Raw genomic sequence first — 21705 nt, 5'->3', positions numbered from 1 at the left:
TGCCAACTCGGCCGGCCCAGGTGACGTCTCGGCCTGCAGAAGTGACGTCTCGGCGAGGGTTATGAGCGGGCGATGGAGGTGGCGAGGGAGGCGAGGTGGCCGAGACGGGCCAGCTCTGAGTCGAGGAAGTCGGGGCCGCCGCGGCGGCCGATGATGACGATCTCGTTGCCGTCGATGCGGGCTCCGGCGAACATGTTCTCGTCCTCGCCCTCGACCTCGATCCGCTCGGGGCGGTCGAGCTCGATGAAGGGGACGTGCTCGGGAGAGCCGTCGGTGGACCGGGCGATGCCCTTGACGCGGTGGACACGGATGGCCCAATCGGCACGGAAGGTCAGGGGCAGCACGTCCACGAGCCGGTCGAGCGCCTCGTGGGCATTCTCGGTGAGGTCCTCGACGGCCTCGAGGTCGAGGAAGAGGTTGCCACCGGCGGCGTAGCGGGAGATCCAGACGACGTGCACGCCGTCGAGCTCGTTGCACGCCGACACGATGGAGTCCGGCATCGTTCCCGGTTGGGTCTCGAGGAGCACATCGTCGACAGCTCTCCCGTCGACCTTGTTCTTCTCGACGATCTCGATCGCCTCGATGTCGCCGCCGGCTTCACCGATGGCGGAGGCGAGGCGACCGAGGGAACCCGGGACATCGGGCAGCTCGACGCGTAGCAGGAACGGCATGGCCATAGACCCTAGCGTCGTGAACCGACAGTCGTGGCACTGTCCCGGTTACACACCGGTCAATTGGTGACCTATTTGTCGGCCGGCTCCAGCAGGAAGAGCGGGAAGATCCGGGACGTGTTGGGCTGGTATTCGCCGTACGTCGGCCAGGTCTTCACGGCATAGTCCCACCACTCGTCCCGCTCGGCCCCGGAGAGCTCGCGCGCGACGTACGCCTTCTTGGTGTCGCCGTCCTGGAGCACCATGTCGGGGTACGCGCGGAAGTTGGCCACCCAGGCGGGGTTCTTGTCGCTGCCGCCCATCGAGGCGACCGCGAGGTAGCGGCCGTCGCGCTCCACGCGCATCAACGGGGTCTTGCGGATCGCGCCGGTCTTCGCGCCGCGGTTGGTGATCAGGATGATCGGCTTGCCGTCGCGCTCGAGGACGTTGGCCTCGGTGCCGTTGGAGGCCTCGAACGCGGCAACCTGCTCGCGCACCCAGTCGGCCGTGCTCGGGACGTATTCACCTTGCAGTTCGGTCATGCTCTCTAGAACACCAGCAGGCGTCGCCTATTCCAAGGGGACTCGCGATCAGGCCAGAGCCTTGTCGAGCTCGCGGTCGAGATGCGACTTCGGCCGCGCGCCGACCATCTGCAGCACAGGCTTCCCGCCCCGGAAGAGGAGCATCGTCGGAACCGCCATGACCCGGTAGTCGGCGGAGGTGGCCGGGTTCTCGTCCTGGTTGAGCTTCACCACCCGTAGGCTGCCGACCCGCTCGGCGGCGATCTTCTCGAGGATCGGTGCGAGCTGACGGCAGGGCGGGCACCACTCGGCCCAGATCTCCACCAGCACCGGCGTCTCGGACATGAGTACGTCCTCGACGAACCGGGCATCGGTGATGTCCTCGATCACGACGGTCTGACTCATTGCTTCTCTCCTTCAGGGTGATAGGACTCGGCCTCGTGCAGCAGGCCGGCGAGCTCGCCACGCAGGGCGGTCAGCTCTGCGACCCGCCGGTCGATCTCGGCGATGCGCTGTCGATAGGCCTCGAGCGAGGCTGGGCACACGTCGGCACGGTCGTTGCCGGCGCGCAGGCAGTCGACGAACGGCAGCGTCTCCTCGGCGGTCAGGCCGAGGGACAGCAGAGCGCGGATCTCCCGCACCACCTGCACATCCACCTCGGCGTAGTCGCGATAGCCGTTGCCCGCTCGTCGCGGCATGAGCAGCCCGCGCGACTCGTAGTAGCGCACGGCCTTCACCGTCACACCCGCCTGATCCGCGAGCTCCTTGATCTGCACGCGTACGACCGTAGACCTTGCCCCTGGGGGCAAGGTCAAGCCCGCGATAGCCCGGCCGGATAACCTCACCCCATGAGCGCCATCGAGGGAGTCTCCGACACGTTCGACCCGAGCCGCTGGGACGAGGTCCCCGGCTTCGAGGGTCTGACCGACCTGACCTATCACCGGGCCAAGGAGCACGGCACCGTACGCATCGCCTTCGACCGCCCCGACGTGCTCAACGCCTTCCGCCCGCACACCGTCGACGAGCTCCTCCGCGTGCTGGAGCACGCCCGGACGTCCGCCGACGTCGGCTGCGTGCTCCTGACCGGCAACGGGCCCTCGGAGAAGAACGGCAAGTTCTCCTTCTGCACCGGCGGCGACCAGCGCATCCGCGGCAAGGCCGGCTACCAGTACGAGGAGGTCTCGACAAGCTCGACCACCAATCCGTACGCCGCCGGCCGGACCGGCGCGGAGGAGCCCACCCCGATCGACAAGGCGAAGCTCGCCCGGCTGCACATCCTCGAGTGCCAGCGACTGATCCGCTTCATGCCGAAGGTCGTCGTCTGCGTCGTCCCCGGCTGGACCGCCGGCGGCGGCCACTCCCTCCACGTCGTCTGTGACCTCACCCTGGCTTCGGCGGAGAACGCGCGCTTCAAGCAGACCGACGCCGACGTCGGGAGCTTCGACGGCGGCTACGGCTCGGCCTACCTCGCCCGCCAGGTCGGCCAGAAGTTCGCCCGCGAGATCTTCTTCCTCGCCGAGGAGTACTCGGCCGAGGACGGCGTCCGCATGGGCACCGTCAACCGCGCCGTCCCTCATGCCGAGCTCGAGGACGTCGCGCTCGAGTGGGGCCGCAAGATCAACGGCAAGTCGCCCACCGCCCAGCGGATGCTCAAGTACGCCTTCAACCTGCTCGACGACGGTCTCGTCGGCCAGCAGATGTTCGCCGGCGAGACCACCCGTCTGGCGTACATGACCGATGAGGCCCAGGAGGGCCGCGACCAGTTCCTGGAGAAGCGCGAGCCCGACTGGTCGCCCTACCCCTGGTACTACTGAGGGGCTCTCCACCGACTGACGCCCGACGCGTCACACAGGCTGCGTGATGCCGATGACCGGTGGGTGAGGTCGCATGGAGTGATGACCTCCATCGAGACGCAGGCACCTGGACGCCTCCACCTCACCCTGGCGGAGCGGGCATCGGTGGGCCGAGCGGCGCGGGCGGAGGTCCCGCGCTCGGTGCACGGCGAGTGGCAACCGGCGACGGACCGCGCCGACCCTGTCGCCCTTCTCGAGGAGCAGGCAGCCAGTCGGGTGCCGGAGCTGGTGCCGCTCCGCTACGGCAGGATGCTGGTGTCGCCGTTCACGTTCTACCGTGGCTCCGCCTACCTGATGGCGGCAGATCTGGCGAGGGTGCCGCGCACGGACCTGACCGTCCAGCTGTGCGGCGACGCGCACCTTTCGAACTTCGGGTCGTACGCAGCACCGGACCGCCGCCTGGTCTTCAGCCTGAACGACTTCGACGAGTCCTTGCCGGGCCCCTTCGAGTGGGACGTCAAGCGGATGGTGGCGAGCTTCGCGGTCGCGGGACGTGACCGCGAGTTCGACGACGCCGTGCGCGGGGCCATCAACCTGGCTGCCGCATCGTCGTACCGAGAGGCGATGCAGGATCTGGCGCGGATGCGCAAGCTCGACGTGTGGTACGCCCGCTTGGATATGGACGAGCTGGAGGCAGTGGTGCGCTCCCAGGTTGACGACAAGCAGCTCAGGCGCTTCCGCAAGAACGTGGCCAAGGCGCAGTCGAAGAACAGCATGAAGGCCTTCTCCAAGCTCGTGGAGATCGTGGACGGCCGGCCGCGCCTGATCAGCGATCCTCCGGTGATCACGAGGATCGAGGACCTGATGCCCGACCACGAGTCCCGTGACGTCGAGGAGACGCTCCATGCCCTTCTGAACACCTACCGTCAGACGCTGCATGGAGATCATCGACACCTCCTCGAGGGGTTTCGCTTCACCGACGCGGCCCGCAAGGTGGTCGGGGTGGGCAGCGTCGGCACCCGCGCCTGGATCGTCCTGCTGCTCGGCAACGACGACCAGGACCCGTTGTTCCTCCAGGCCAAGGAGGCCCAGGCATCGGTCTTGGAACCCTTCCTCGGCAAGAGCGCCTTCGCCAACCACGGTCAACGGGTCGTCGAGGGGCAGCGACTGATGCAGTCTGCCAGCGATGTGCTGCTCGGCTGGGTGCGTGCGGCCGGGCTCGACGGAGTCGAGCGGGACTTCTTCGTCCGGCAGCTGTGGGACGGCAAGGGTTCGGCGACCGTGGAGGCGATGGATCCCGCTGCCCTGACCGGTTACGCCCGGCTGTGCGGGTGGACGCTGGCAAGGGCCCACGCACGCTCCGGTGACCCGGTCGCCATCGCGAGCTACCTCGGTTCCGGTGATCGGTTCGACCGGGCCATCTCGAGGTTCGCCGAGGCGTACGCCGACCAGAACGAGCGGGACTACGCAGCGTTCCGTCGCGCGATCGACGAGGGGCGGCTCGTGGCTCGGAGAGGCTGAGCGCCGGCTGGCATCACAGCTGGTCCGCGTCGAGCACCCCCAGCCGGCGCACCGTACGCGACGCCGACCGCCCGAGCAGGGCGCCCACCGCCGCTCCGACGAGGACGTCGCTCGGGTAGTGCACGCCCGTGTACACCCGCGAGAACGCCACGACCGAGGCTGCCGCCAGCAGCGGCCTTCGATGCGTCGGCAGCAGGTCACCGACCGCAACGGCGAAGGCGGCCGCGGACGCGGAGTGGCCCGATGGAAACGACGTCGAGGACGGCATCCGCACCCGCCGCCGCGGCGGGACCCGGAGAGCATCCCAGTCGGGCCGGGCGCGTGCGCCCGCCGATTTCATGGGTCGGTTCACCACCAGGGACGCAGCGCCGAGAGCCGCGAGCCCGGTGAGCGCGCCGCGTCGTCCCCGTCTCCCGCCGCGGAGCGCGAGGCAGCCGGCGTAGAGGAACCACGGCTTGGAGTGGTTCGCGAAGTCGGAGACCCACCTCAGCGGCGCGTCCAGCAACGGTGTGGAGAGCCCCGCCACCGATCGGTACCCGGCACGGTCGCAGCTGCCGAGGCGTCGTAGGACGTCGACCAGCAGCGAGGTCGTGCCCGTCTTGGCCCGATGGATCGTGAGCCGGTCGGCCAGCCGTACCTCAACCGGCGCTGATCCCGACGGGACGCTCACCCTGCTTCTCTCACCACTTCAGCTCGATCTCGACCTCGCGTTCGTCGTCCCCGATCTCGACCTCCAGCTTGAAGTCGACCTCGTCGGGTACGTGCACCTTGAAGCGCAGTCCTCCTCGTTCGAACTCGACCTCGTTGTTGCTGGCGAGCGCGTCGGCCAGGGCGTGCAGGCGCTTCGCGACGTCCTCACGACGCAGCCTCGCCCGTTCGGTGACTTCCATCAGGTCCATTGCGATCTCCTTGTTGTGACGTTGAGGATTTCTGCTCTCGGCCGAGCGCGATCCGCGCCAGCTCGACGACCCCAGCCCGGATGCCGTCGGGAAGGATCGCCGAGGGGGATGTGCCCGGGTGCTTGCGGGCCACGCGAACGCGCAGTACGCCCGGTCGGATGCTGAAGTCCAAGGGTGGTTCCAGGATAAGCGCCTCGCCGTCGATCCCGGCGGCGATCGGTCGCTCTGCATCGACCCGGAACGTCGGCGCAGACCACTCGCGCCACGGCCGCTGCAACGCGCGGCCCTCGTCGTCACGCCACGAGACGGCACCGACGACGGTGATGCCGAGCAGACCGTCGTCGATGCGTGGCCGCGTGCCTGAGCCGACCGCCCGGCCGAGCCGGTAGCGGTTGTTCGAGACCAGCACCGCGGCGCCACCGCGGTGCACGTGGCCTCCCGGACCGCGCCATCGCATGGTGAGCTCGTCACCGCTCGGGCCGAGAACGTCCGGCACGGTGTCGAGCAGGGTGCGGATCTTGGCGTCCCGGTAGCCCTTGCGCTGAACTGCCTCGGCGTACAGCCCGAGCGAGACGTTGTTGACGAACACGCGGCCGTTGACATCCCCGACGTCCACCCGCCGCTCACCAGCGTCGACGAACGCATCGAGCGCGCCGACCACGTCATCGCGGTCCACGCCGAGATCGAGGGCGAAGTGGTTCCGGGTGCCGGCGGGCACGCAGGCGTACGGCAGCCCGAACTCGGCAGCGACCGCGGCAACGGTGGCCTGCGAGCCGTCCCCGCCCGCCATCGCGAGCCCGTCCGCGCCGTGTGCGACCGCTTCTCGGACGAGCACCTCGAGGTCGTCGCCGGCTCTCAGCTCGATCGGCTCGATGCCACGTGCGCGCGCCTCCTTGGCGAGCTCGAAACGCTCCGCCTTCCCACCGCCGGATCTGAGGTTGAAGAACAGCACCGGGTGGCGGGGTGCGGGGGCGCCCGGCAGGTCCACGTGCACCGCCAGCGTGCCGCGCGCCGCCGCCAAGTTCGCCAACACCCCGGCCACCACCAGCAGGTCGACCAGCGGAGCCCCGCCCACCACGATGATGCCCATCGCCGCGACGATGGCGAGGCCGGCGACGGCCAGCCCCGCCACCCGCGCAGAACGGCGCCGGAGAATGCCGTACCAGGCGCTCGCCCCGGCGATCAGCACGCATCCGACCAAGACGACGCCGCGCGGGAACTCGGCGACCGCGACCACCACGGCGAGCACGAAGGTCGCCGCCCCCACCACCAGCGTGGTGGTCGCCAGGAGTCGTCTCACCAGACAGGTCCTCCCTGAGCAGGGATGCCATGGAGGAACCCCAGCGCCGGCGCCGGCGGCGAGCACTGCAGCGTTGGCATCATCGCAAGCTACCCACCGACGTGGAGACCGGCGTCATACAGAACGTGTGAACCCGACCGGTGGCCAGCCAGTCCGACGGGCGGAGCTCGAGGGGAAGGACGGCTCGTCGCTGAGGTGGTGCACGATGGCGGGGCGGTCGCGAGCCGGACCGCGGTCTCGTCGGCCAGCAGATGTTCGCCGGGGAGACCACCCGCCTGGCGTACATGACCGATGAGGCCCAGGAGGGCCGTGACCAGTTCCTGGAGAAGCGCGAGCCCGACTGGTCGCCCTACGCCCCGCCGGACGCGCTCGGGAGCGAGGGGGGCCGCCGGCCCCACCGCTTAGACTCTGTTGCGTGGCAGGTGAGCATCTATGACGTCAGTCCCGAAAATGCCCGCTTATGCCGTGATCGCCGACCGGATCCGGGCTCGGATCCTGTCCGGTGACCTCCAACCGGGTGAGCGGCTGCCGAGCGAGGCCGAGCTCATGGAGGAGTTCGGGTTCAGCCGCAGCACGATCCGCGAGGCGACGCGCATCCTCGCCAGCGAGAACCTGGTCATCACCACGCGTGGCACCACCGGCGGCACGTTCGTCGCCGTCCCGGACATCAGCCGGCTGACGGCGCACGTGGGGAACAGCGTGGCGTTGATGACAGTCGCCCAGACCGTGACGGTCGACCAGCTGATGGACGTGCGACTGCTCACCGAGGTGCACGCCGCCGGGACGGCGGCTTACCTGCGCACCGATCGGCAGCTGCACGAGATGCGCGACTCCGTCGAGCTCCCCGGGACGTCGTCGAGCTATGAGGGCAACCAGGAGTTCCACCTGCAGATCCTCCAGGCGACCGGCAACCCGATGCTGGAGCTGGTCTGTGCGCCGGTGTTCCGGGTGCTCCGCGACCGGTTCGCCCGGGGCCGGGCGCAGGAGGACTTCTGGGCGAGCTCGAAGCAGGACCACCTACGCATCCTGGCCGCCATCGAGCGGAGAGACTCGATGGCGGCCATGGCGGAGATGCGGCGCCACCTGGATCTGCTCAGTGACGCCTACAAGGAGATGGACCTCCTCACCGGCGAGGCCTGACCTCCGCGCCGTCGTCTCCGGCGAACCGCTCGATGCTCACCGGAGGGCGGCGGGTGTGCCAGTCGGTCGCGTCCTGGTAGGCGCGACCGACGGTGAACAGTGCCGCCTCGTCGGCGAGCGCCGCGGTCAGCTGCGCCCCGATCGGCATGCCCGACGACGGGTGGAAGCCGACAGGGACCGAGAGGGTCGGCCCGGCGTGCAGCGACCACGGGTAGGAGAGCTGGCCCATCCGAGCCGACTGCTGCAGCACCGGGGCGCTCTCGTCGGCGAGCGGTACGTCGACGGGCAGCGTCGGCGTGACCACCACCTCGACCTCCTCGAACACGCGACGTAGGTCCGCTCGGAACTCGCTGCGCGCGACCATGGCCTCACGCCGATCTGCCGAGCCGATGTCCAACCCGACCCGGATGCGCTCCAAGGTCGCCGGCTGGAACAGGGTCGGGTCGGCGCCGAGCCGGTCGCGATGGACCTCGGCGAGGTCGGCGTACAGCAGCGTGTAGACGTGCGCCTGTGCGGTCTCCGAGCGTGGCAGATCGACCTCGACCACCTCGAAACCGAGATCACCGAGGGTACGGACCATGCCGTCTACGGCTGCGCGGATCGCGGGGTCGACGTCGTCGGTCACGAAGTGCCGCGGCACGCCGAGGACGCTCGGTCGCGGACGTGGACGGTGAGGCCGGTCGGTCAGCACGTCGAAGGCGCGCTCGACGAGGTCGACCGTACGTGCCATGGGGCCGACCGTGTCGAAGTCGGCACTGACCGGGTAGACACCCGTGACGTCGATCAGCCCCGGGCTCGGCCGCAGCCCCACGACGCCGCACGCCGAGGCCGGCAGCCGGATGGAGCCGCCGCTGTCGGTGCCCAGTGCGAGGTCGACCAGACCGGCTGCCACCGCAGCGCCGGAACCGCCGCTGGAGCCGCCGGGCACCCGCCGGGGGTCCCACGGGTTGCGTGGGCCCCCGGCGGCGGAGTTCTGCGAGGTGACTCCGATGGCGAACTCGGCCAGGTTCAGCGTTGCGATCAGCTCCGCTCCGGCCCCGCGCAACCGACGGACGACGGGTGCGTCGGCGTCGGCCACGTTGTCGGCGAGGAAGGCCGAGCCGCAAGTCGAGCGAACCCCGGCCACCTCGATGTTGTCCTTGACCCCGAACGTGAGCCCCGCCAGCGGCCCCGGTCGTGCCGTCGGTACGGGTGGGACCCAGCTGATCACCGTGTTGAGGCGGTCCTCCACGCGCTGGAGATCTGCGGGGGGAGTCCAGGTGGACGCTTCCCCGCCCGTCCTGGTCAGGCGGACACCCGCGCCGCGCGCAGCCGCGCCGTGGCCTCGTCGTCCACGGTCCAGGTCGAGGTGTCGACGACGACACCGTAGTCCCGCTCCGCATCCTCGGCGGTGAGGTACTCGTCCCACACGTCGGAGAGGACGGCGAAGGCGTCGCGCTCGAACGGGTCGCCGAAACCGCCGCCGGACGGCATCTTGATCTCGAGCGTGTCCCCGGCGCGGATCACCTCCTGGGTCACCTTCGAGAAGAGCACCTCCTCGCGGTCCGTGCCGACGTTGCGTACGAACGAGCCCGAGACGCCGTTCGAACCACTGAGCGCGCCGGCAGGGGCGTCGGTCCGGTTGTCGGCCTCGGAGCCCAGGAAGGTGTCGGTCTGCATCAGCCAGGTCCGTACGCTGCCGATCCCGCCCCGCCAGCGCCCGGGGGCAGGGGACTCGTCGCGGAGCTCGTAGCGCAGCGCCTGCATCGCGTGGTTGAGCTCGAGCTCCTCGATCGGGTTGTTGCGGGTGTTGGCCATCAGGGCGTCGACGGCGTCCATGCCGTCCTTGCCGTTGCGGCCGCCGTACGAGCCTTCGTTGATCTCGATGTAGACCCAGTACGACTCCCCGTCATCGGCCAGGCCGGAATAGGCGATGGCGCAGAGTGCTGCTGACGAGCCTGCCACGGCATGGTCGGGCAGCACCGGCGCCAACGCCAGGTTGATCGAGTCGAAGACGCGGTTGACCTGGGAGAAGCGAGCGAAGCAGGACGCCGGGAAGTCCGGGTTGAAGATCGTCCCCTCTGGCGCGTAGGCCTTCACCGGGCGGAAGCACCCGTCGTTCTGCGGCACGTACTCCTCGGTGACGGCCTCGTCGAGCAGGATCGTGCGGATCGCGCTCACGGCCACCGGCAGGACCGAGCCCTCGAACGGGACGTTGAAGGCGGTCTGGACCTGGTCGTTGGAGCCGGTGAGGTCGACCAGGACGTCCTCGCCGCTGACCTCGACCCGCACCGCGACCTTGAGCGGGACACCGCGGTTCTTGCCGTCGTCGTCGAGATAGCCGATCGGCGCCTCGTAGCTGCCGTCGGGGATCTCGCGGATCCGCGCGCGCAGCATCTGCTCGGAGTAGTCCATCCAGCGCTCGCTCGCGCTCATGACCGTGTCGATGCCGTAGCGCTTGAGCAGCTCGAGGAAGCGCTTCTCGCCGATCCGGGCGCACGCGACGAGAGCCTCGAGGTCGCCGCGGTTCTGCTCCGGCGTACGGACGTTGTCCAGGATGTGCTGGATCAGCATGTCGTTGCGGACGCCACCGTCGTAGATCTTCATGGAGTCCATCAGCTTGCCCTCGGCCCACACGTCGACGACGTCCATGCACAGGCCGGGGAAGTTGCCGCCGATGTCGGAGACGTGGCCGGTGCAGCCGGCGAAACCGACGTGCTCGCCCTCCCAGAAGATCGGGATCACGATGCCGTAGTCGGGGGAGTGGGCCGCACCGTGGTAGGGGTGGTTGTGCAGGATGACGTCACCCGGCTTGTACGTGCCCTTCAGGCGTCGGTCGATGCCACGGATGTACGCGGGGATCGAGCCGCAGTGCATGGGGGTGGAGTCGGACTCGCACAGCTCGCGACCGTTCACGTCGAAGATGCCGGCGCCGAGGTCCTCGGACTCGCGGATGAGGCTCGAGTAGGCCATCCGGTAGAGGACCTGGGCCATCTCCTTGGCCATCGAGTCGAGCGCTCCGCCGATGACCCGGAGCGTGATCGGGTCGACGTCGACGTCGTTCCAGGTCCGGGTCGCCTCGCCGGCCAGTGAGACGCCGGAGCGTGGCATAGGGGTCTTGCTCATGCGGAAGCCTCCTCGGCGGACCGGTCGGTGAGCCGGTCGATGATGATGTGGCCGACAGGGTCGACGGTCGCCCGCTGACCGACGCCGACGATGGTGGTGGAGTCGAACTGCTCGACGATCGCCGGTCCGGCGAAGGTGTTGCCGGCGAGGAGCTCCTCGCGGCGGTAGACCGGGGTGTCGTGCCAGGCCGGCTCGGTGGAGCCGGGCTCCCAGAACAGTGCTTTCGTGGTGGTCTTGATCGCGTGGGAGGCGTCGGCGCCGCCCTTCTCGATCTCACGGATACGCACGTGGGACATCGCCCCCACGCCGGTGACCCGGATGTTGATCAGCTGCACCGGCTTGTCGTCGAAGCGCTGCGAGTAGGTGCGGCCGTGGATCTCGTGGAACGCCTCGGCGGTCTGCTTGACCCACTCGGCGTCGATGTCACCGTCCGGCGCCGGGACGCGCAGCTCATACCCCTGTCCGAGGTAGCGGCAGTCGACGCTGCGCTCCAGGGTGATGCCCGTGGCGTCGACGCCGTCGGCGAGCAGCTGGGCGGTCGCCTCGTCCGCCAGCCGCTTCATCTCGGCTCCGATGAGGTCGACGTCGGGCTCGTCCGACGAGGTCCACACGGTGGTCGGGACCTCGTAGCGGATGTCGGTGGTCAGCAGACCGACGGCAGAGGTGATGCCGGGGTGGCCGGGGACGATCACCCGTGGAATGCCCAGCTGTTCCGCGATCTGCCAGGCGAAGAGCGGGCCGGCGCCGCCCTCGGCGACCAGCGAGAAGTCGCGCGGGTCGTAGCCCTTGCGCACCGAGTGGAGGCTGATGGCCTCGGTCATCGAATGGGCCAGGATGGTGAAGATGCCCATCGCCGCCTGCTCTAGGCTGGTGCCGAGCTTCTCGGCGACATGGGTGCGGATCGCGTCCTCGGCGAGGGCCGGGATCACTTCCATCGAGCCGGACAGGAAGCTGTCCTCACGGAGCCAGCCCATGACCACCATGGCGTCGGTGGACGTGGGCTCGGTGCCACCGCGGTTGTAGCAGGCGGGGCCGGGCACGGCCCCGGCGCTGCGCGGGCCGACCCGGAACATGCCACCGTCGTCGACCATCGCGATCGACCCGCCGCCCGCACCGATGGTGTCGACCTCGGCCATCGGGACCATCGCGTGGTAGTCACCGATCCGGGTGTCGAGCAGATGCTTCATGCGCAGCTTGCCGTCGGGGGCCACCCCGATGTCGGCCGAGGTGCCACCGACATCGAGGGTGATGACGCTCGGGTAGCCCGACGCCTCGCCGATGGCGCAACCGCCGAGCAGACCGGCGACCACACCGCTGGTGAGCAGGGAGACGGGGATCTCGCTGGCACTGCGGGAGGTGACCAGACCGCCCGCGGACGTCATCAGGTGTACGTCCTCCCCGACCTGCGCCTCCTTGGCCTTGCCGGCGAGGTTCTCGATGTAGCGCGACGTCTTCGGTCCGATGAAGGCGTTGAGGGCGGTCGTGGAGAAGCGTTCGTACTCGCGGTACTGCGGTGCCACCTCGCTCGAGAGCGACACGAACACGCCCGGGAACTCCTCGGCGATGATCTGCTTGACCCGCTGCTCGTGGGTCGGGTTGCGGTAGGCGTGCAGGAAGGCGACCGCGATCGCCTCGACGCCACGCTCGCGCAGCATCCGGACCTCGCGGCGTACGGCGTCCTCGTCGAGCGGGGTCAGCACGGCACCCGAGGCATCGATGCGCTCGGGCACGGTGCGGCGGTTGCGGCGGGGGACCAGCTGCCACTTCTGCCAGGGCAGGTCCTGGTAGTTGGAGTAGTTGAGCGGCCGCTTCTTGCGGGCGATGTGGAGCAGGTCGCGGAACCCGTCCGTCGTGATCATGCCGACGTCGCTGCCGTTGTGCTCGAGCACGATGTTGGTGGCCACCGTCGTGCCGTGGAAGAACATCTCGATCTCGCTCGGGTCGATCCCCGCCCGTTCGGCGAGGACCTCGATGCCCGCCATCGTGCCGATCGACGGGTCGTGGTTCGTCGACGGCGTCTTGTGCACCGTCACGGTGCCGTCGTCATCCCATAGGACGAGGTCGGTGAAGGTCCCACCGACGTCCACTCCAATGCGCTTCATCGCTGTCCGATCTGCTCGTTGCTGGGCCGTTCTCTCGACCCACTTGCCATGGTCCGCGGGACTGCTTCGGGCCCTTCACCGTCTCGTCAGACCGATGCCCGCCATCGTGCGCTACGTCACCTTCGCTTGGCAATACCTCTGATCAATTTCCTCAGAATCTTCGAAGAACGGGGTGTAGCACGACTGTTTCGAGACCCTTGCGCACTAAAAAGCAGAGGTATACGGTGCGTGTCATTCACCCGATCCCAGGAGGTTTCGTGACCGTCCATCCCGCCACCCTCGGCAGGTTCTTCGAGGAGTACGCCGTCGGCGACGTCTATCAGCACCCGTTCGGCCGGACCGTCACTGAGACGGACAACACCTGGATCACGAACCTCACGCTGAACACGAACCAGAACCACTTCAACACCCATCTGGCCGCGCAGAACCCGATCACCGGTGGACGAGTCATCGTGAACTCGGGGCTGACCGTCGCGCTCGTGCTGGGTCTGTCGGTCATCGACATGAGCCAGAACGCCGTCGCCAACCTGGCCTTCACCGACATCAAGCTCAGCCACCCGCTCTACGTCGGCGACACGATGTACGCCGAGAGCATCTGCACCGGGCTCCGCGAGTCGAAGTCGCGGCCCGAGGTCGGCATCGTCTCGATGATCACTCGTGGCCTGAACCAGGACGGCGAGGAGATCGTGACCTGGAAGCGCACCGTGATGGTCGCCAAGCGATCCAGCGGCATCGGCCAGGACTACTTCCCGACGGCCAAGAACGGACCCCTCGAGCTCCCCGTGGCCGACGGCGCCGACCAGGAGGTGGCGGTGTGAAACCCCTGCAGGACGTGCGCATCATCTCGCTCGAGCAGTACGGCGCCGGCCCCTTCGGCAGCGTGCACCTGGCCGACCTCGGGGCCGACGTCATCAAGGTCGAGGATCCCGCCGTCGGGGGAGACGTCGGCCGCTACGTCCCTCCGTACAAGCACGGTGAGGACTCACTGTTCTTCGAGACGTTCAACCGCAACAAGCGCAGCATCTCCCTCGACCTCAGCACGACGTCCGGGCGAGAGGTCTTCGAGGACCTGGTGCGTGGAGCCGACGCGGTCTACTCCAACCTGCGCGGCGACGTACCGAAGAAGATGCGGATCACCTATGACGACCTCAAGCACCTGAACCCGGCCATCGTCTGCTGCAGCCTCACCGGCTTCGGCATGACCGGACCGCGTGCCGCCGAGCCGGGCTACGACTACATCCTGCAGGGCCTGGCGGGCTGGATGAGCCTGACGGGCGACCCGGACGGGCCGCCGACCAAGTCGGGACTGTCGCTCGTGGACTACTCAGGTGGGTTCGTCGCCGCGATCAGCCTGCTGGCCGGGTTGCACGCCGCGCGCCGTGACGGCGTTGGTGGGGACTGCGACGTGTCGCTGTACGACACCGCCATGTCGCTGCTGACCTACCCCGCCACCTGGCAGCTCAACGCCGGCTTCGAGCCGGCGCGCACGCGCAACAGCGCGCACCCGTCGCTGGTCCCGTTCCAGGCCTTCGAGGCGGCGGACGGCTGGCTGGTGCTGGGTTGCGCCAAGGAGAAGTTCTGGACGCGGCTCGTCGACGTCCTCGAGCTGCCCGAGCTGGGCACCGACCCCCGGTTCGTCGACTTCAGCGCCCGTGACCGCCACCGCGACGAGCTGCTGCCTGTTCTGGAGAAGCGGATCCGGGAGGAGACCGTCGAGCACTGGCTCTCGCTGCTGCGTCCGGCCGGCGTGCCGTCGGGCCCGATCAACGACGTGGCCCAAGCCCTGGCCGAGCCGCACACGGTGGCGCGCAACCTGCTGGCCGAGACCGAGCACCCGCACTTCGGGACGATCCGCCAGGTCGTCTCGCCGGTTCGGTTCGGTGCCGAGCAGCCGACCTACCGGCGGGCGCCGCAGCGCGGTGAGCACCTCGACGAGGTGGTGGCCGAGCTCGGGTACGACGACGCGCGGGTGAAGGCGCTGACCGAGGCCGGCGCCTTCGGTGGAGGTCAGTCATGACGGCCGCCCCCACCGCCGCCCGGGCGCTGGCCGACTGGGCGGTTGCGCTGCGGTTCGAGGATCTCCACAGCGGCGTACGGCACGCCGTCTGCCGCCACCTGCTCGACGGCGTGGGCAACGCCGTCGGCGGGCGGCGGCTCGGTCTGGTGGCACCGGCCCGCGCCGTCGCCGAAGGGCTCGGTGGTCCGCCGGAGGCTCGCGTGCTGACCGGAACGAACGCCATCTCGGCGCCGGCGGCGGCCCTCGCCACCGGAGCACTCGTGCACGCGCTCGACTTCGACGACACCCACGGGCAGGCACTCGTCCACGCGACCTCCGTGGTGCTCCCGACCGCTCTCGCCGTCGGTCAGCAGACCCGTGCCACCGGCGCGCAGGTCGTCACGGCTGCGGCCGCCGGGCTCGAGACGGCATGCCGGATCGGCGCGGCGGTGCCCCACGGCTTCCACGCCCGCGGCATCCACGCGACCGCCGCAGTGGGTCCGTTGGCCGCATCGGTCACGGCCGGTCTGCTGCTCGGTCTCGGCGCCGACACGATCGTCGATGCGCTGGGTGTGGCGGGGTCGTCCTCGGGCGGGCTGCTGGAGTTCCTCGACACCGGCGCCGACACCAAGACGCTTCATCCCGGTACCGCGAGCATGGCCGGCATCGTCGCGACACGGCTGGCCGCCGCCGGTGCCAGAGGCCCGGACTCGGTTCTCGAGGGTCGGCGCGGCCTCTGGGCCACCCTGACGGATGCGACGCCCGACGTGGCGGTCGTGACCGGCGGTCTCGGTGAACGCTGGGAGGCCACCCGCATCGGCATCAAGCCCTACCCCAGCTGTCAGCTCATGCACGTGTCCCTCGACGCGCTGGCGGCGCTGCTCGGCGAGGTGGGCGGTGTCGAGGTGGGAACCGTGGCCCGGATCGAGGTGCACGTACACCCGGACTCCATCCCGATCGTGTGCGAGCAGCGAGACGGCGGCCGACCGCGTTCGACGTACGACGCGAAGTTCGACCTGGCCTGGTCGGTGGCGGCGCTGCTGATCGATGGCGCCGTCACCGTCGACACCTACACCGACGCATCGATCGCCCGCCCGGAGGTGGCGGCTCTCGCGCAGCGGGTGGAGGTCGTCGAGAGGTCGGCGCCGGTGCCCGCGGCCGATGCCGGCGGCGACGTCCGCGTGGTGCTGAGCGACGGGACCACCCACCGCGGGACCGTGGCGAGCAGCCGCGGAACCGCTGCCACGCCGCTCTCGGACGACGAGCTCGTACGCAAGCTCGTCCGCAACACCGGGGACCACCCCGACGCCGTGCAGCTCGGCGAGGAGGTCCTCGGCCTCGCCGAGGCGCCGTCCCTCGACCGCCTCCTCGAGCTCGCCGCCCACTGCGCGATCCCGCGCCCGTGACCGGGCTATTTCCGGCTTCCTCCAGCAACTGACAAGGACTGACATGGACTTCACGCTCAACAACGACCAGCGCGAGTTCCGCGCACTGCTGCGGAGCTTCGTCGACAAGGAGATCATCCCCGTCGCCCGCGAGTGGGAGCACAGCGGCAGGTATCCCACCGAGATCGTGCAGGGGATCGCCGAGATGGGCCTCTTCGGGATCACGATCCCCGAGGAGTACGGCGGGCTCGACCTCGACCCGGTCTCCTTCGCCCTCGTCTTCGAGGAGCTGGCGCGCGGTTGGATGGGCATCGCCGGCATCCTGGGAAGCCACTCGCTGGCGTGCCGGATGATCGCCATGCACGGCACCGAGGAGCAGAAGCAGGCCTACCTGCCGGAGCTCGCCACCGGCGCCCGGCGTACGGGCATCGGCCTCACCGAGCCCGACGCAGGCACGGACCTGCAGGGCATCCGCACGACCGCACGGCTCGATGGCGACCACTACGTCGTCAACGGAGCCAAGATGTGGATCACCAACGCTCGCTACGCCGACCCGCTTCCCGTGCTGGTGAAGACCGACCCCGCAGCAGACCCGGCCCACACCGGCATGAGCATCCTCCTGGTCGACACGTCGCTGCCTGGGTTCGAGGTCACCAAGGACATCCCGAAGCTCGGCTACAAGGGCACCGAGTCGTGCGAGATCGTGCTGGAGAACGTCCGCGTGCCCCGTTCCGCGCTCCTGGGTGGTGTCGAGGGCATCGGCATGAAGCAGGCACTGTCCGCGCTGGAGTGGGGGCGGGTCAACATCGCCGCCCGGTCCGTCGGCATCGCCCAGCGTGCCCATGAGGAAGCCCTCGCCTACGCGGGTCAGCGGCGTGCCTTCGGCACGACGATCGGCAGCTTCCAGGCGATCCAGCTCAAGCTCGCCACCCTGGCGACGAACCTGCAGGCAGCCCGCCTGATGGCCTACTGGGCGGCGGATGCCGTACGGGCCGGTCGAGCCGACGGCAAGACCGGTATGGCCAAGATCTTCTGCTCCGAAATCGCCCTGGAGGCGGCGATCGACGCGATGAAGGTGCACGGCGGCTACGGCTACTCCACCGAGTTCGAGGTCGAGCGGCTGTATCGCGATGCGATCCTGATGAGCATCGGCGAGGGCACCAACGACGTGCTGCGCACCGTCGTCGCCAAGTCGCTCCAGCGAGGCGAGACGGTCGTCGGATGACCCTTCCGCGCACCTACCTCTACGTCCCGGGCAACTCTCCCGACAAGCTCGAGGGCGCACTCGGCCGCGGTGCCGACGCCGTCATCGCCGACCTCGAGGACGCAGTGCCGATGGCGGAGAAGGACACGGCGCTCGACACCGTGCTCGGCTGGCTCCAGGCGCACGCGACCGACGGCCCCGAGCTCTGGGTGCGGCTCAACTCGGGCGAGCGCCGCCTCCACGAGGTCGCGAGGCTGAGGGAGTCGCCCGGACTCGCCGGACTGGTGCTGGCCAAGACGGCGGACGCTGCCGAGGTGACGGCTGTCGCCTCGATCTCTGGCGAGCTGGAGCTGATGCCGATGGTGGAGTCGCCGGGAGCGGTCCTGGACGCACGCGCGCTCGCCGCCGGTCCGCGCGTACGCCAGCTGCAGATCGGAGAGGTCGATCTGGCAGGTGAGACGCGACTGCAGGTCGGCGAGGACGAGGCCGAGCTGGCGCCACACCGCGCGCTGGTCGTCCTGGGGTCCGCAGCCGCGGGCATCGCGCCACCGCCGGGCCCGGTCTCGCGAGAGATCCGCGACCTCGACCGGTTCGCTGTCTCGACCCGTCGACTGATCCGGCAGGGGTTCCACGGCCGGGTGTGCATCCACCCGGCGCAGGTCGCCGTCGTCCACGAGCTGATGGTGCCGACCCCGGCACAGATCGCCGAGGCGCAGGAGACGCTGGTGCTGCTCGACGAGGCGGAGGCGCGCGGCACCGGTGTCATCGTCGACAGCGCTGGTCGGCTCGTGGACCCCGCGGTGCTGCACTCTGCGCGGGCCGTGCTGGCCCTCGCGCGGCAGTCGGGCGTCGCCTGACCCGGCGAGGCGCGCGATCGAGGATCAGCGGGGCAGCGCGGCGAGCTCGCTCAGCTCGCGCCGGTAGGCGCGATAGGCCTCGCGCAGCGTCGCCGCGGGCCAGTCCGAGGGACGGAGCTCGACCGGCAGGAGCGGGTCGGTGCTGAGGTGGCGCACCATGGCGGCGGCGGTTGCGAGCCGGTGGGCGGGCTCAGGCGTCGAGGCAAGGCGGTCGAGCAGCTGCTCGGCCGTACGCGTCCAGCCGGTCAGGTCCCACAGCGAGGTAGCGAGCTCGCGTGGATCCTGGTCCGGCACCGAGGTGAAGGTCTGGAGCACCGGGTCGGAGAAGCGCGTCCGCTGGAGGTTGGCGGGACGCATCCACACGCCTTCGCGCAGCTCGGCGAGCCGGTGCGCCTTCAGGCCGTCGCGCAGGACGGCACGCTCCGGACCGGGGCGACCGGTGGTGACGACCACGGCCGTCTCCCAGGAGCCGTCCCAGGGCTTGTCGGCCGTGTGCACCGCCTCGTCCTGGTGGGCCTGCCGCGTGACGAGGCGGTCGCCGAGACGGTAGCCGCCGTCGGTGCGACGCAGGTCACCGTCGCTGACGGCGCGGGTGACCGCGACGCGCACGGTGGCGGGTGCGATGCCGAGGAGCTGGCCGGCGCGGGCGAGCTCGGCCGGCGTCAGCGGGTTCGGGTGGGCTCCGAGCATCAGGCTCAGGATGGCGGAGCGAGCGGAGAGCGGAGCGAAGTCGTCGCGCGCGGTAGCCACCTCGCCATCCTCTCATGCAACATTCATGGACACGACTGTAGTCATATATGTAACATCGTCGATGGATCGACCGCCAGCCGCAAGGGGTAGCCATGACCAGCACGCATGATGTGTTCAACCAGGTCCCGCCGTTGGTGGGCGACAACACGGCCGGCGACCCGGTCCTGCGGGAGGGTCTCGAGCGGGAGGGCGCCGCATGGGCCCTCCCGGAGATCGACGAGCTGGGCCGACTCGCCGGCACCGCCGAGGCGCAGGAGTGGGGGCGGCTCGCCGAGCGGGTGCCGCCGCGTCTCCACACCCATGACCGCTACGGGCACCGGGTCGACGAGGTCGAGTACGTCCCGGCGTACCACCAGCTCATGCAGACCGCGGTCGAGCACGGTCTACACGCCGCACCCTGGTCCGACGACCGTCTGGGAGCCCACGTCGCCCGGGCCGCGAAGTTCTACGCCTGGAACGTCGACGCCGGTCACGGCTGCCCGATCTCGATGACCTACGCGGTCGTCCCCGCGCTGCGCGCCAACCCCGAGCTCGCGGCGAGGTTCGAGCCGCTGCTGACGAATCGGGAGTACGACTTCGGCCTGCGTGACCCCGAGACCAAGCGCGGTCTGATCGCCGGGATGTCGATGACCGAGAAGCAGGGTGGCTCCGACGTACGCGCCAACACGACCACGGCGACCGATCAGGCCGACGGCACCTATGTCCTGCGCGGCCACAAGTGGTTCACCAGCGCACCGATGAGCGACCTGTTCCTCACCCTGGCCCAGACGCCCGCCGGCGTCTCCTGCTTCCTCGTGCCGCGCGTCCTGCCCGGCGGCGAGCGCAACGCGATGCGGTTCATGCGCCTCAAGGACAAGCTCGGCAACCGGTCCAACGCCTCCTCCGAGATCGAGTACGACGCAGCCGTCGGCTGGCTCGTCGGCGAGGAGGGCCGCGGGGTGCGCACCATCGTCGAGATGGTCAACATGACGCGCCTCGACTGCGTGATCGGCTCCTCGGCCGGCATGCGCACCGCCCTGACCCAGGCCGCGCACCACACCCGCCACCGCAGCGCCTTCGGCAAGCTGCTCATCGACCAGCCGGCGATGCGCAACGTGCTGGCCGACCTGCAGGTCGAGTCCGAGGCCGCGACGACCGCGATGCTGCGGCTGGCGGGCGCCAACGACAGGGCGATCCGCGGTGACGAGTCCGAGGCGGCGCTGCGCCGGATCGCGCTGGCCGTCACGAAGTACTACGTCTGCAAGCGGGCGCCGTTCATGGTCAACGAGGCCCTGGAGTGCCTGGGCGGGAACGGCTACATCGAGGACTTCGACGTCGCACGTATCTATCGCGAGATGCCGCTCCTCTCGATCTGGGAGGGGTCGGGCAACGTCGCGGCGCTCGACGCCCTGCGGGCGCTGGCGAAGGAGCCGCACACCCTGGACGCGTTCCTCGCGGAGGCCGAACTCGCCGTCGGCGCCGACGCCCGCTACGACGCGGCGCTGGACCGGCTGAAGAAGGAGTTCACCTCCTTCGACGACCTCGAGCTCCGGGCCCGGCGGATCGTCGAGCAGCTGGCCCTGGTCTTCCAGGGCTCCCAGCTCCTCCGGCACGCGCCGGCCGCCGTCGCCGACGCGTTCTGCGCCTCGCGCCTCGGCCGGGACTGGGGAGGCGCGTTCGGCACGCTGCCCCCGCGCGGTGACCTGGACGCGATCCTCGAGCGGGCGCTCCCGGCATGACGGTCGACGTCACCAAGGACGGCCCGGTCACGACGATCGGGATCAACCGTCCCGACGTACGCAACGCCGTCGACCGTGCGACGGCCGAGGCCCTGGTCGCTGCGTTCGAGGAGTTCGACGCCGATCCCGACGCCGCCGTGGCGGTGCTGCACGGTGAGGGCGGCACCTTCTGCGCCGGGGCCGACCTGAAGGCGGTCGCGGGCGGGGACCCCAACAGGTTCGAGCCCGACGGGCCCGGCCCGATGGGGCCGACCCGGATGCGGCTGGGCAAGCCCGTCATCGCCGCCGTCGCCGGTCATGCCGTCGCCAGAGGCCTGGAGCTGGCGATCTGGGCCGACCTGCGGGTGATGGAGGAGGATGCCGTCTTCGGTGTCTTCTGCCGCCGCTGGGGCGTACCGCTGATCGACGGCGGCACCGTCCGCCTGCCGCGGCTGATCGGGACGAGCAACGCCATGGACCTGATCCTCACCGGCCGTCCCGTCGGTGCCGAGGAGGCCCAGCGGATGGGGCTGGCCAACCGTGTCGTCCCACCTGGGCAGGCCCTCGCGGCGGCGCAGGACCTGGCCCGACAGCTCGCCGCCTTCCCGCAGACCTGCCTGCGGCACGACCGGCTCTCCGTGCTGGAGCAGGAGGGGCTCAGCGAGGAGGACGCCCTGGCCGCGGAGTACGACCACGGCGTCGTCTCGGCCACCGCGGACACCGTCGCCGGCGCGACCCGGTTCGCCGACGGAGCCGGTCGTCACGGCTCCTTCGGGGCCGGCTGA

General features: G+C 69.8%; 21 protein-coding genes and 1 pseudogene. 11 read left to right on the top strand and 11 right to left on the bottom strand.

What is annotated here, in order from left to right; translation table 11 throughout:
- Window positions 1-59 precede the first annotated feature (59 nt).
- From ABZ796_RS20980 to ABZ796_RS20965, 4 genes are all read right to left on the bottom strand, one after another.
- Entirely contained in the window at window positions 60-677 is a 618-nt protein-coding gene (locus ABZ796_RS20980) for an amino acid-binding protein (RefSeq protein ID WP_357339471.1), read from the bottom strand.
- Between the two features lie 65 nt (window positions 678-742).
- Entirely contained in the window at window positions 743-1192 is a 450-nt protein-coding gene (locus tag ABZ796_RS20975) for a nitroreductase family deazaflavin-dependent oxidoreductase (protein WP_357339469.1), read from the bottom strand.
- Between the two features lie 48 nt (window positions 1193-1240).
- Window positions 1241-1576: a thioredoxin gene (gene trxA, locus ABZ796_RS20970; protein WP_357339467.1), complete on the bottom strand. Its 336-nt coding sequence runs from the start codon at window positions 1574-1576 to the stop codon at window positions 1241-1243.
- Entirely contained in the window at window positions 1573-1947 is a 375-nt protein-coding gene (locus tag ABZ796_RS20965; RefSeq protein ID WP_357339465.1) for a MerR family transcriptional regulator, read from the bottom strand. Before ABZ796_RS20965 ends, trxA begins: the two co-directional genes overlap by 4 nt.
- Window positions 1948-2019: 72 nt before the next feature.
- Between ABZ796_RS20965 and ABZ796_RS20960 the strand changes: the two genes are divergently transcribed.
- Together ABZ796_RS20960 and ABZ796_RS20955 are read left to right on the top strand one after the other, a co-directional pair.
- Window positions 2020-2985, top strand: a complete 966-nt coding sequence (locus ABZ796_RS20960) for a 1,4-dihydroxy-2-naphthoyl-CoA synthase (protein WP_357339463.1) — start codon at window positions 2020-2022, stop codon at window positions 2983-2985.
- An 81-nt stretch (window positions 2986-3066) separates the two neighbouring features.
- The gene (locus ABZ796_RS20955) at window positions 3067-4485 is read left to right on the top strand and encodes a DUF2252 domain-containing protein (protein ID WP_357339461.1); all 1419 of its coding nucleotides are present in this window, start codon (window positions 3067-3069) and stop codon (window positions 4483-4485) included.
- Between the two features lie 13 nt (window positions 4486-4498).
- Here ABZ796_RS20955 and ABZ796_RS20950 read toward each other — a convergent pair whose 3' ends face one another.
- The 3 genes from ABZ796_RS20950 to ABZ796_RS20940 are packed head-to-tail and all read right to left on the bottom strand — an operon-like array spanning window position 4499 to window position 6684.
- Window positions 4499-5155, bottom strand: a complete 657-nt coding sequence (locus ABZ796_RS20950; protein WP_357339460.1) for a phosphatase PAP2 family protein — start codon at window positions 5153-5155, stop codon at window positions 4499-4501.
- A 10-nt stretch (window positions 5156-5165) separates the two neighbouring features.
- Window positions 5166-5384, bottom strand: a complete 219-nt coding sequence (locus ABZ796_RS20945) for an amphi-Trp domain-containing protein (RefSeq protein WP_357339459.1) — start codon at window positions 5382-5384, stop codon at window positions 5166-5168.
- Window positions 5341-6684 (bottom strand): diacylglycerol kinase family protein, encoded by a 1344-nt coding sequence (locus ABZ796_RS20940; protein WP_357339458.1) that lies wholly within the window; start codon window positions 6682-6684, stop codon window positions 5341-5343. The genes ABZ796_RS20945 and ABZ796_RS20940 overlap by 44 nt, the downstream gene beginning before the upstream one ends.
- Window positions 6685-6911: 227 nt before the next feature.
- On the opposite strand from ABZ796_RS20940, the pseudogene ABZ796_RS20935 reads away from it, so the two are divergent.
- Window positions 6912-7037, top strand: a pseudogene (locus tag ABZ796_RS20935) (1,4-dihydroxy-2-naphthoyl-CoA synthase); the annotation flags it as partial.
- A gap of 97 nt (window positions 7038-7134) precedes the next feature.
- The gene (locus ABZ796_RS20930; protein ID WP_357339457.1) at window positions 7135-7824 is read left to right on the top strand and encodes a GntR family transcriptional regulator; all 690 of its coding nucleotides are present in this window, start codon (window positions 7135-7137) and stop codon (window positions 7822-7824) included.
- Here ABZ796_RS20930 and ABZ796_RS20925 read toward each other — a convergent pair.
- Genes ABZ796_RS20925 through ABZ796_RS20915 form a run of 3 tightly spaced genes read right to left on the bottom strand, consistent with a single transcriptional unit; the run spans window position 7808 to window position 13031 of the window.
- Window positions 7808-9055, bottom strand: coding sequence for an amidase (locus ABZ796_RS20925; RefSeq protein ID WP_357339456.1), 1248 nt, complete (start codon window positions 9053-9055; stop codon window positions 7808-7810). The genes ABZ796_RS20930 and ABZ796_RS20925 overlap by 17 nt on opposite strands.
- A 53-nt stretch (window positions 9056-9108) precedes the next feature.
- Window positions 9109-10929 (bottom strand): hydantoinase B/oxoprolinase family protein, encoded by a 1821-nt coding sequence (locus ABZ796_RS20920; RefSeq protein ID WP_357339454.1) that lies wholly within the window; start codon window positions 10927-10929, stop codon window positions 9109-9111.
- A complete protein-coding gene (locus ABZ796_RS20915) occupies window positions 10926-13031 on the bottom strand; it encodes a hydantoinase/oxoprolinase family protein (protein ID WP_357339453.1) in 2106 nt (701 codons plus the stop codon). The genes ABZ796_RS20920 and ABZ796_RS20915 overlap by 4 nt, the downstream gene beginning before the upstream one ends.
- Before the next feature lie 257 nt (window positions 13032-13288).
- On the opposite strand from ABZ796_RS20915, the gene ABZ796_RS20910 reads away from it, so the two are divergent.
- The 5 genes from ABZ796_RS20910 to ABZ796_RS20890 are packed head-to-tail and all read left to right on the top strand — an operon-like array spanning window position 13289 to window position 18473.
- Window positions 13289-13849, top strand: a complete 561-nt coding sequence (locus tag ABZ796_RS20910; RefSeq protein WP_357339452.1) for a MaoC family dehydratase — start codon at window positions 13289-13291, stop codon at window positions 13847-13849.
- Complete coding sequence (locus ABZ796_RS20905) at window positions 13846-15048, top strand: CoA transferase (RefSeq protein WP_357339451.1); 1203 nt, start codon at window positions 13846-13848, stop codon at window positions 15046-15048. The genes ABZ796_RS20910 and ABZ796_RS20905 overlap by 4 nt, the downstream gene beginning before the upstream one ends.
- Window positions 15045-16433 (top strand): MmgE/PrpD family protein, encoded by a 1389-nt coding sequence (locus tag ABZ796_RS20900; RefSeq protein WP_357339449.1) that lies wholly within the window; start codon window positions 15045-15047, stop codon window positions 16431-16433. Before ABZ796_RS20905 ends, ABZ796_RS20900 begins: the two co-directional genes overlap by 4 nt.
- A 43-nt stretch (window positions 16434-16476) precedes the next feature.
- On the top strand, window positions 16477-17637 hold the full coding sequence (locus ABZ796_RS20895) for an acyl-CoA dehydrogenase family protein (RefSeq protein WP_357339448.1): 1161 nt from the start codon (window positions 16477-16479) through the stop codon (window positions 17635-17637).
- Entirely contained in the window at window positions 17634-18473 is an 840-nt protein-coding gene (locus ABZ796_RS20890; RefSeq protein WP_357339447.1) for an aldolase/citrate lyase family protein, read from the top strand. The genes ABZ796_RS20895 and ABZ796_RS20890 overlap by 4 nt, the downstream gene beginning before the upstream one ends.
- 24 nt (window positions 18474-18497) lie before the next feature.
- On the opposite strand, the gene ABZ796_RS20885 is transcribed toward ABZ796_RS20890, so the two are convergent.
- Complete coding sequence (locus ABZ796_RS20885; protein ID WP_357339446.1) at window positions 18498-19223, bottom strand: PaaX family transcriptional regulator C-terminal domain-containing protein; 726 nt, start codon at window positions 19221-19223, stop codon at window positions 18498-18500.
- Window positions 19224-19315: 92 nt separating this feature from the next.
- On the opposite strand from ABZ796_RS20885, the gene ABZ796_RS20880 reads away from it, so the two are divergent.
- Both ABZ796_RS20880 and ABZ796_RS20875 read left to right on the top strand, forming a co-directional pair.
- Window positions 19316-20941 (top strand): acyl-CoA dehydrogenase family protein, encoded by a 1626-nt coding sequence (locus ABZ796_RS20880; protein WP_357339445.1) that lies wholly within the window; start codon window positions 19316-19318, stop codon window positions 20939-20941.
- Window positions 20938-21705 carry a crotonase/enoyl-CoA hydratase family protein gene (locus ABZ796_RS20875; RefSeq protein ID WP_357339444.1) on the top strand — a complete coding sequence of 256 codons (768 nt, stop codon included), beginning with the start codon at window positions 20938-20940 and terminating at the stop codon, window positions 21703-21705. The genes ABZ796_RS20880 and ABZ796_RS20875 overlap by 4 nt, the downstream gene beginning before the upstream one ends.

It is taken from the genome of Nocardioides sp. NPDC047086 (genome assembly GCF_040643685.1).
Classification (GTDB): Bacteria; Actinomycetota; Actinomycetes; order Propionibacteriales; family Nocardioidaceae; genus Nocardioides.
This window is presented reverse-complemented; position numbering and strand designations above follow the sequence as displayed.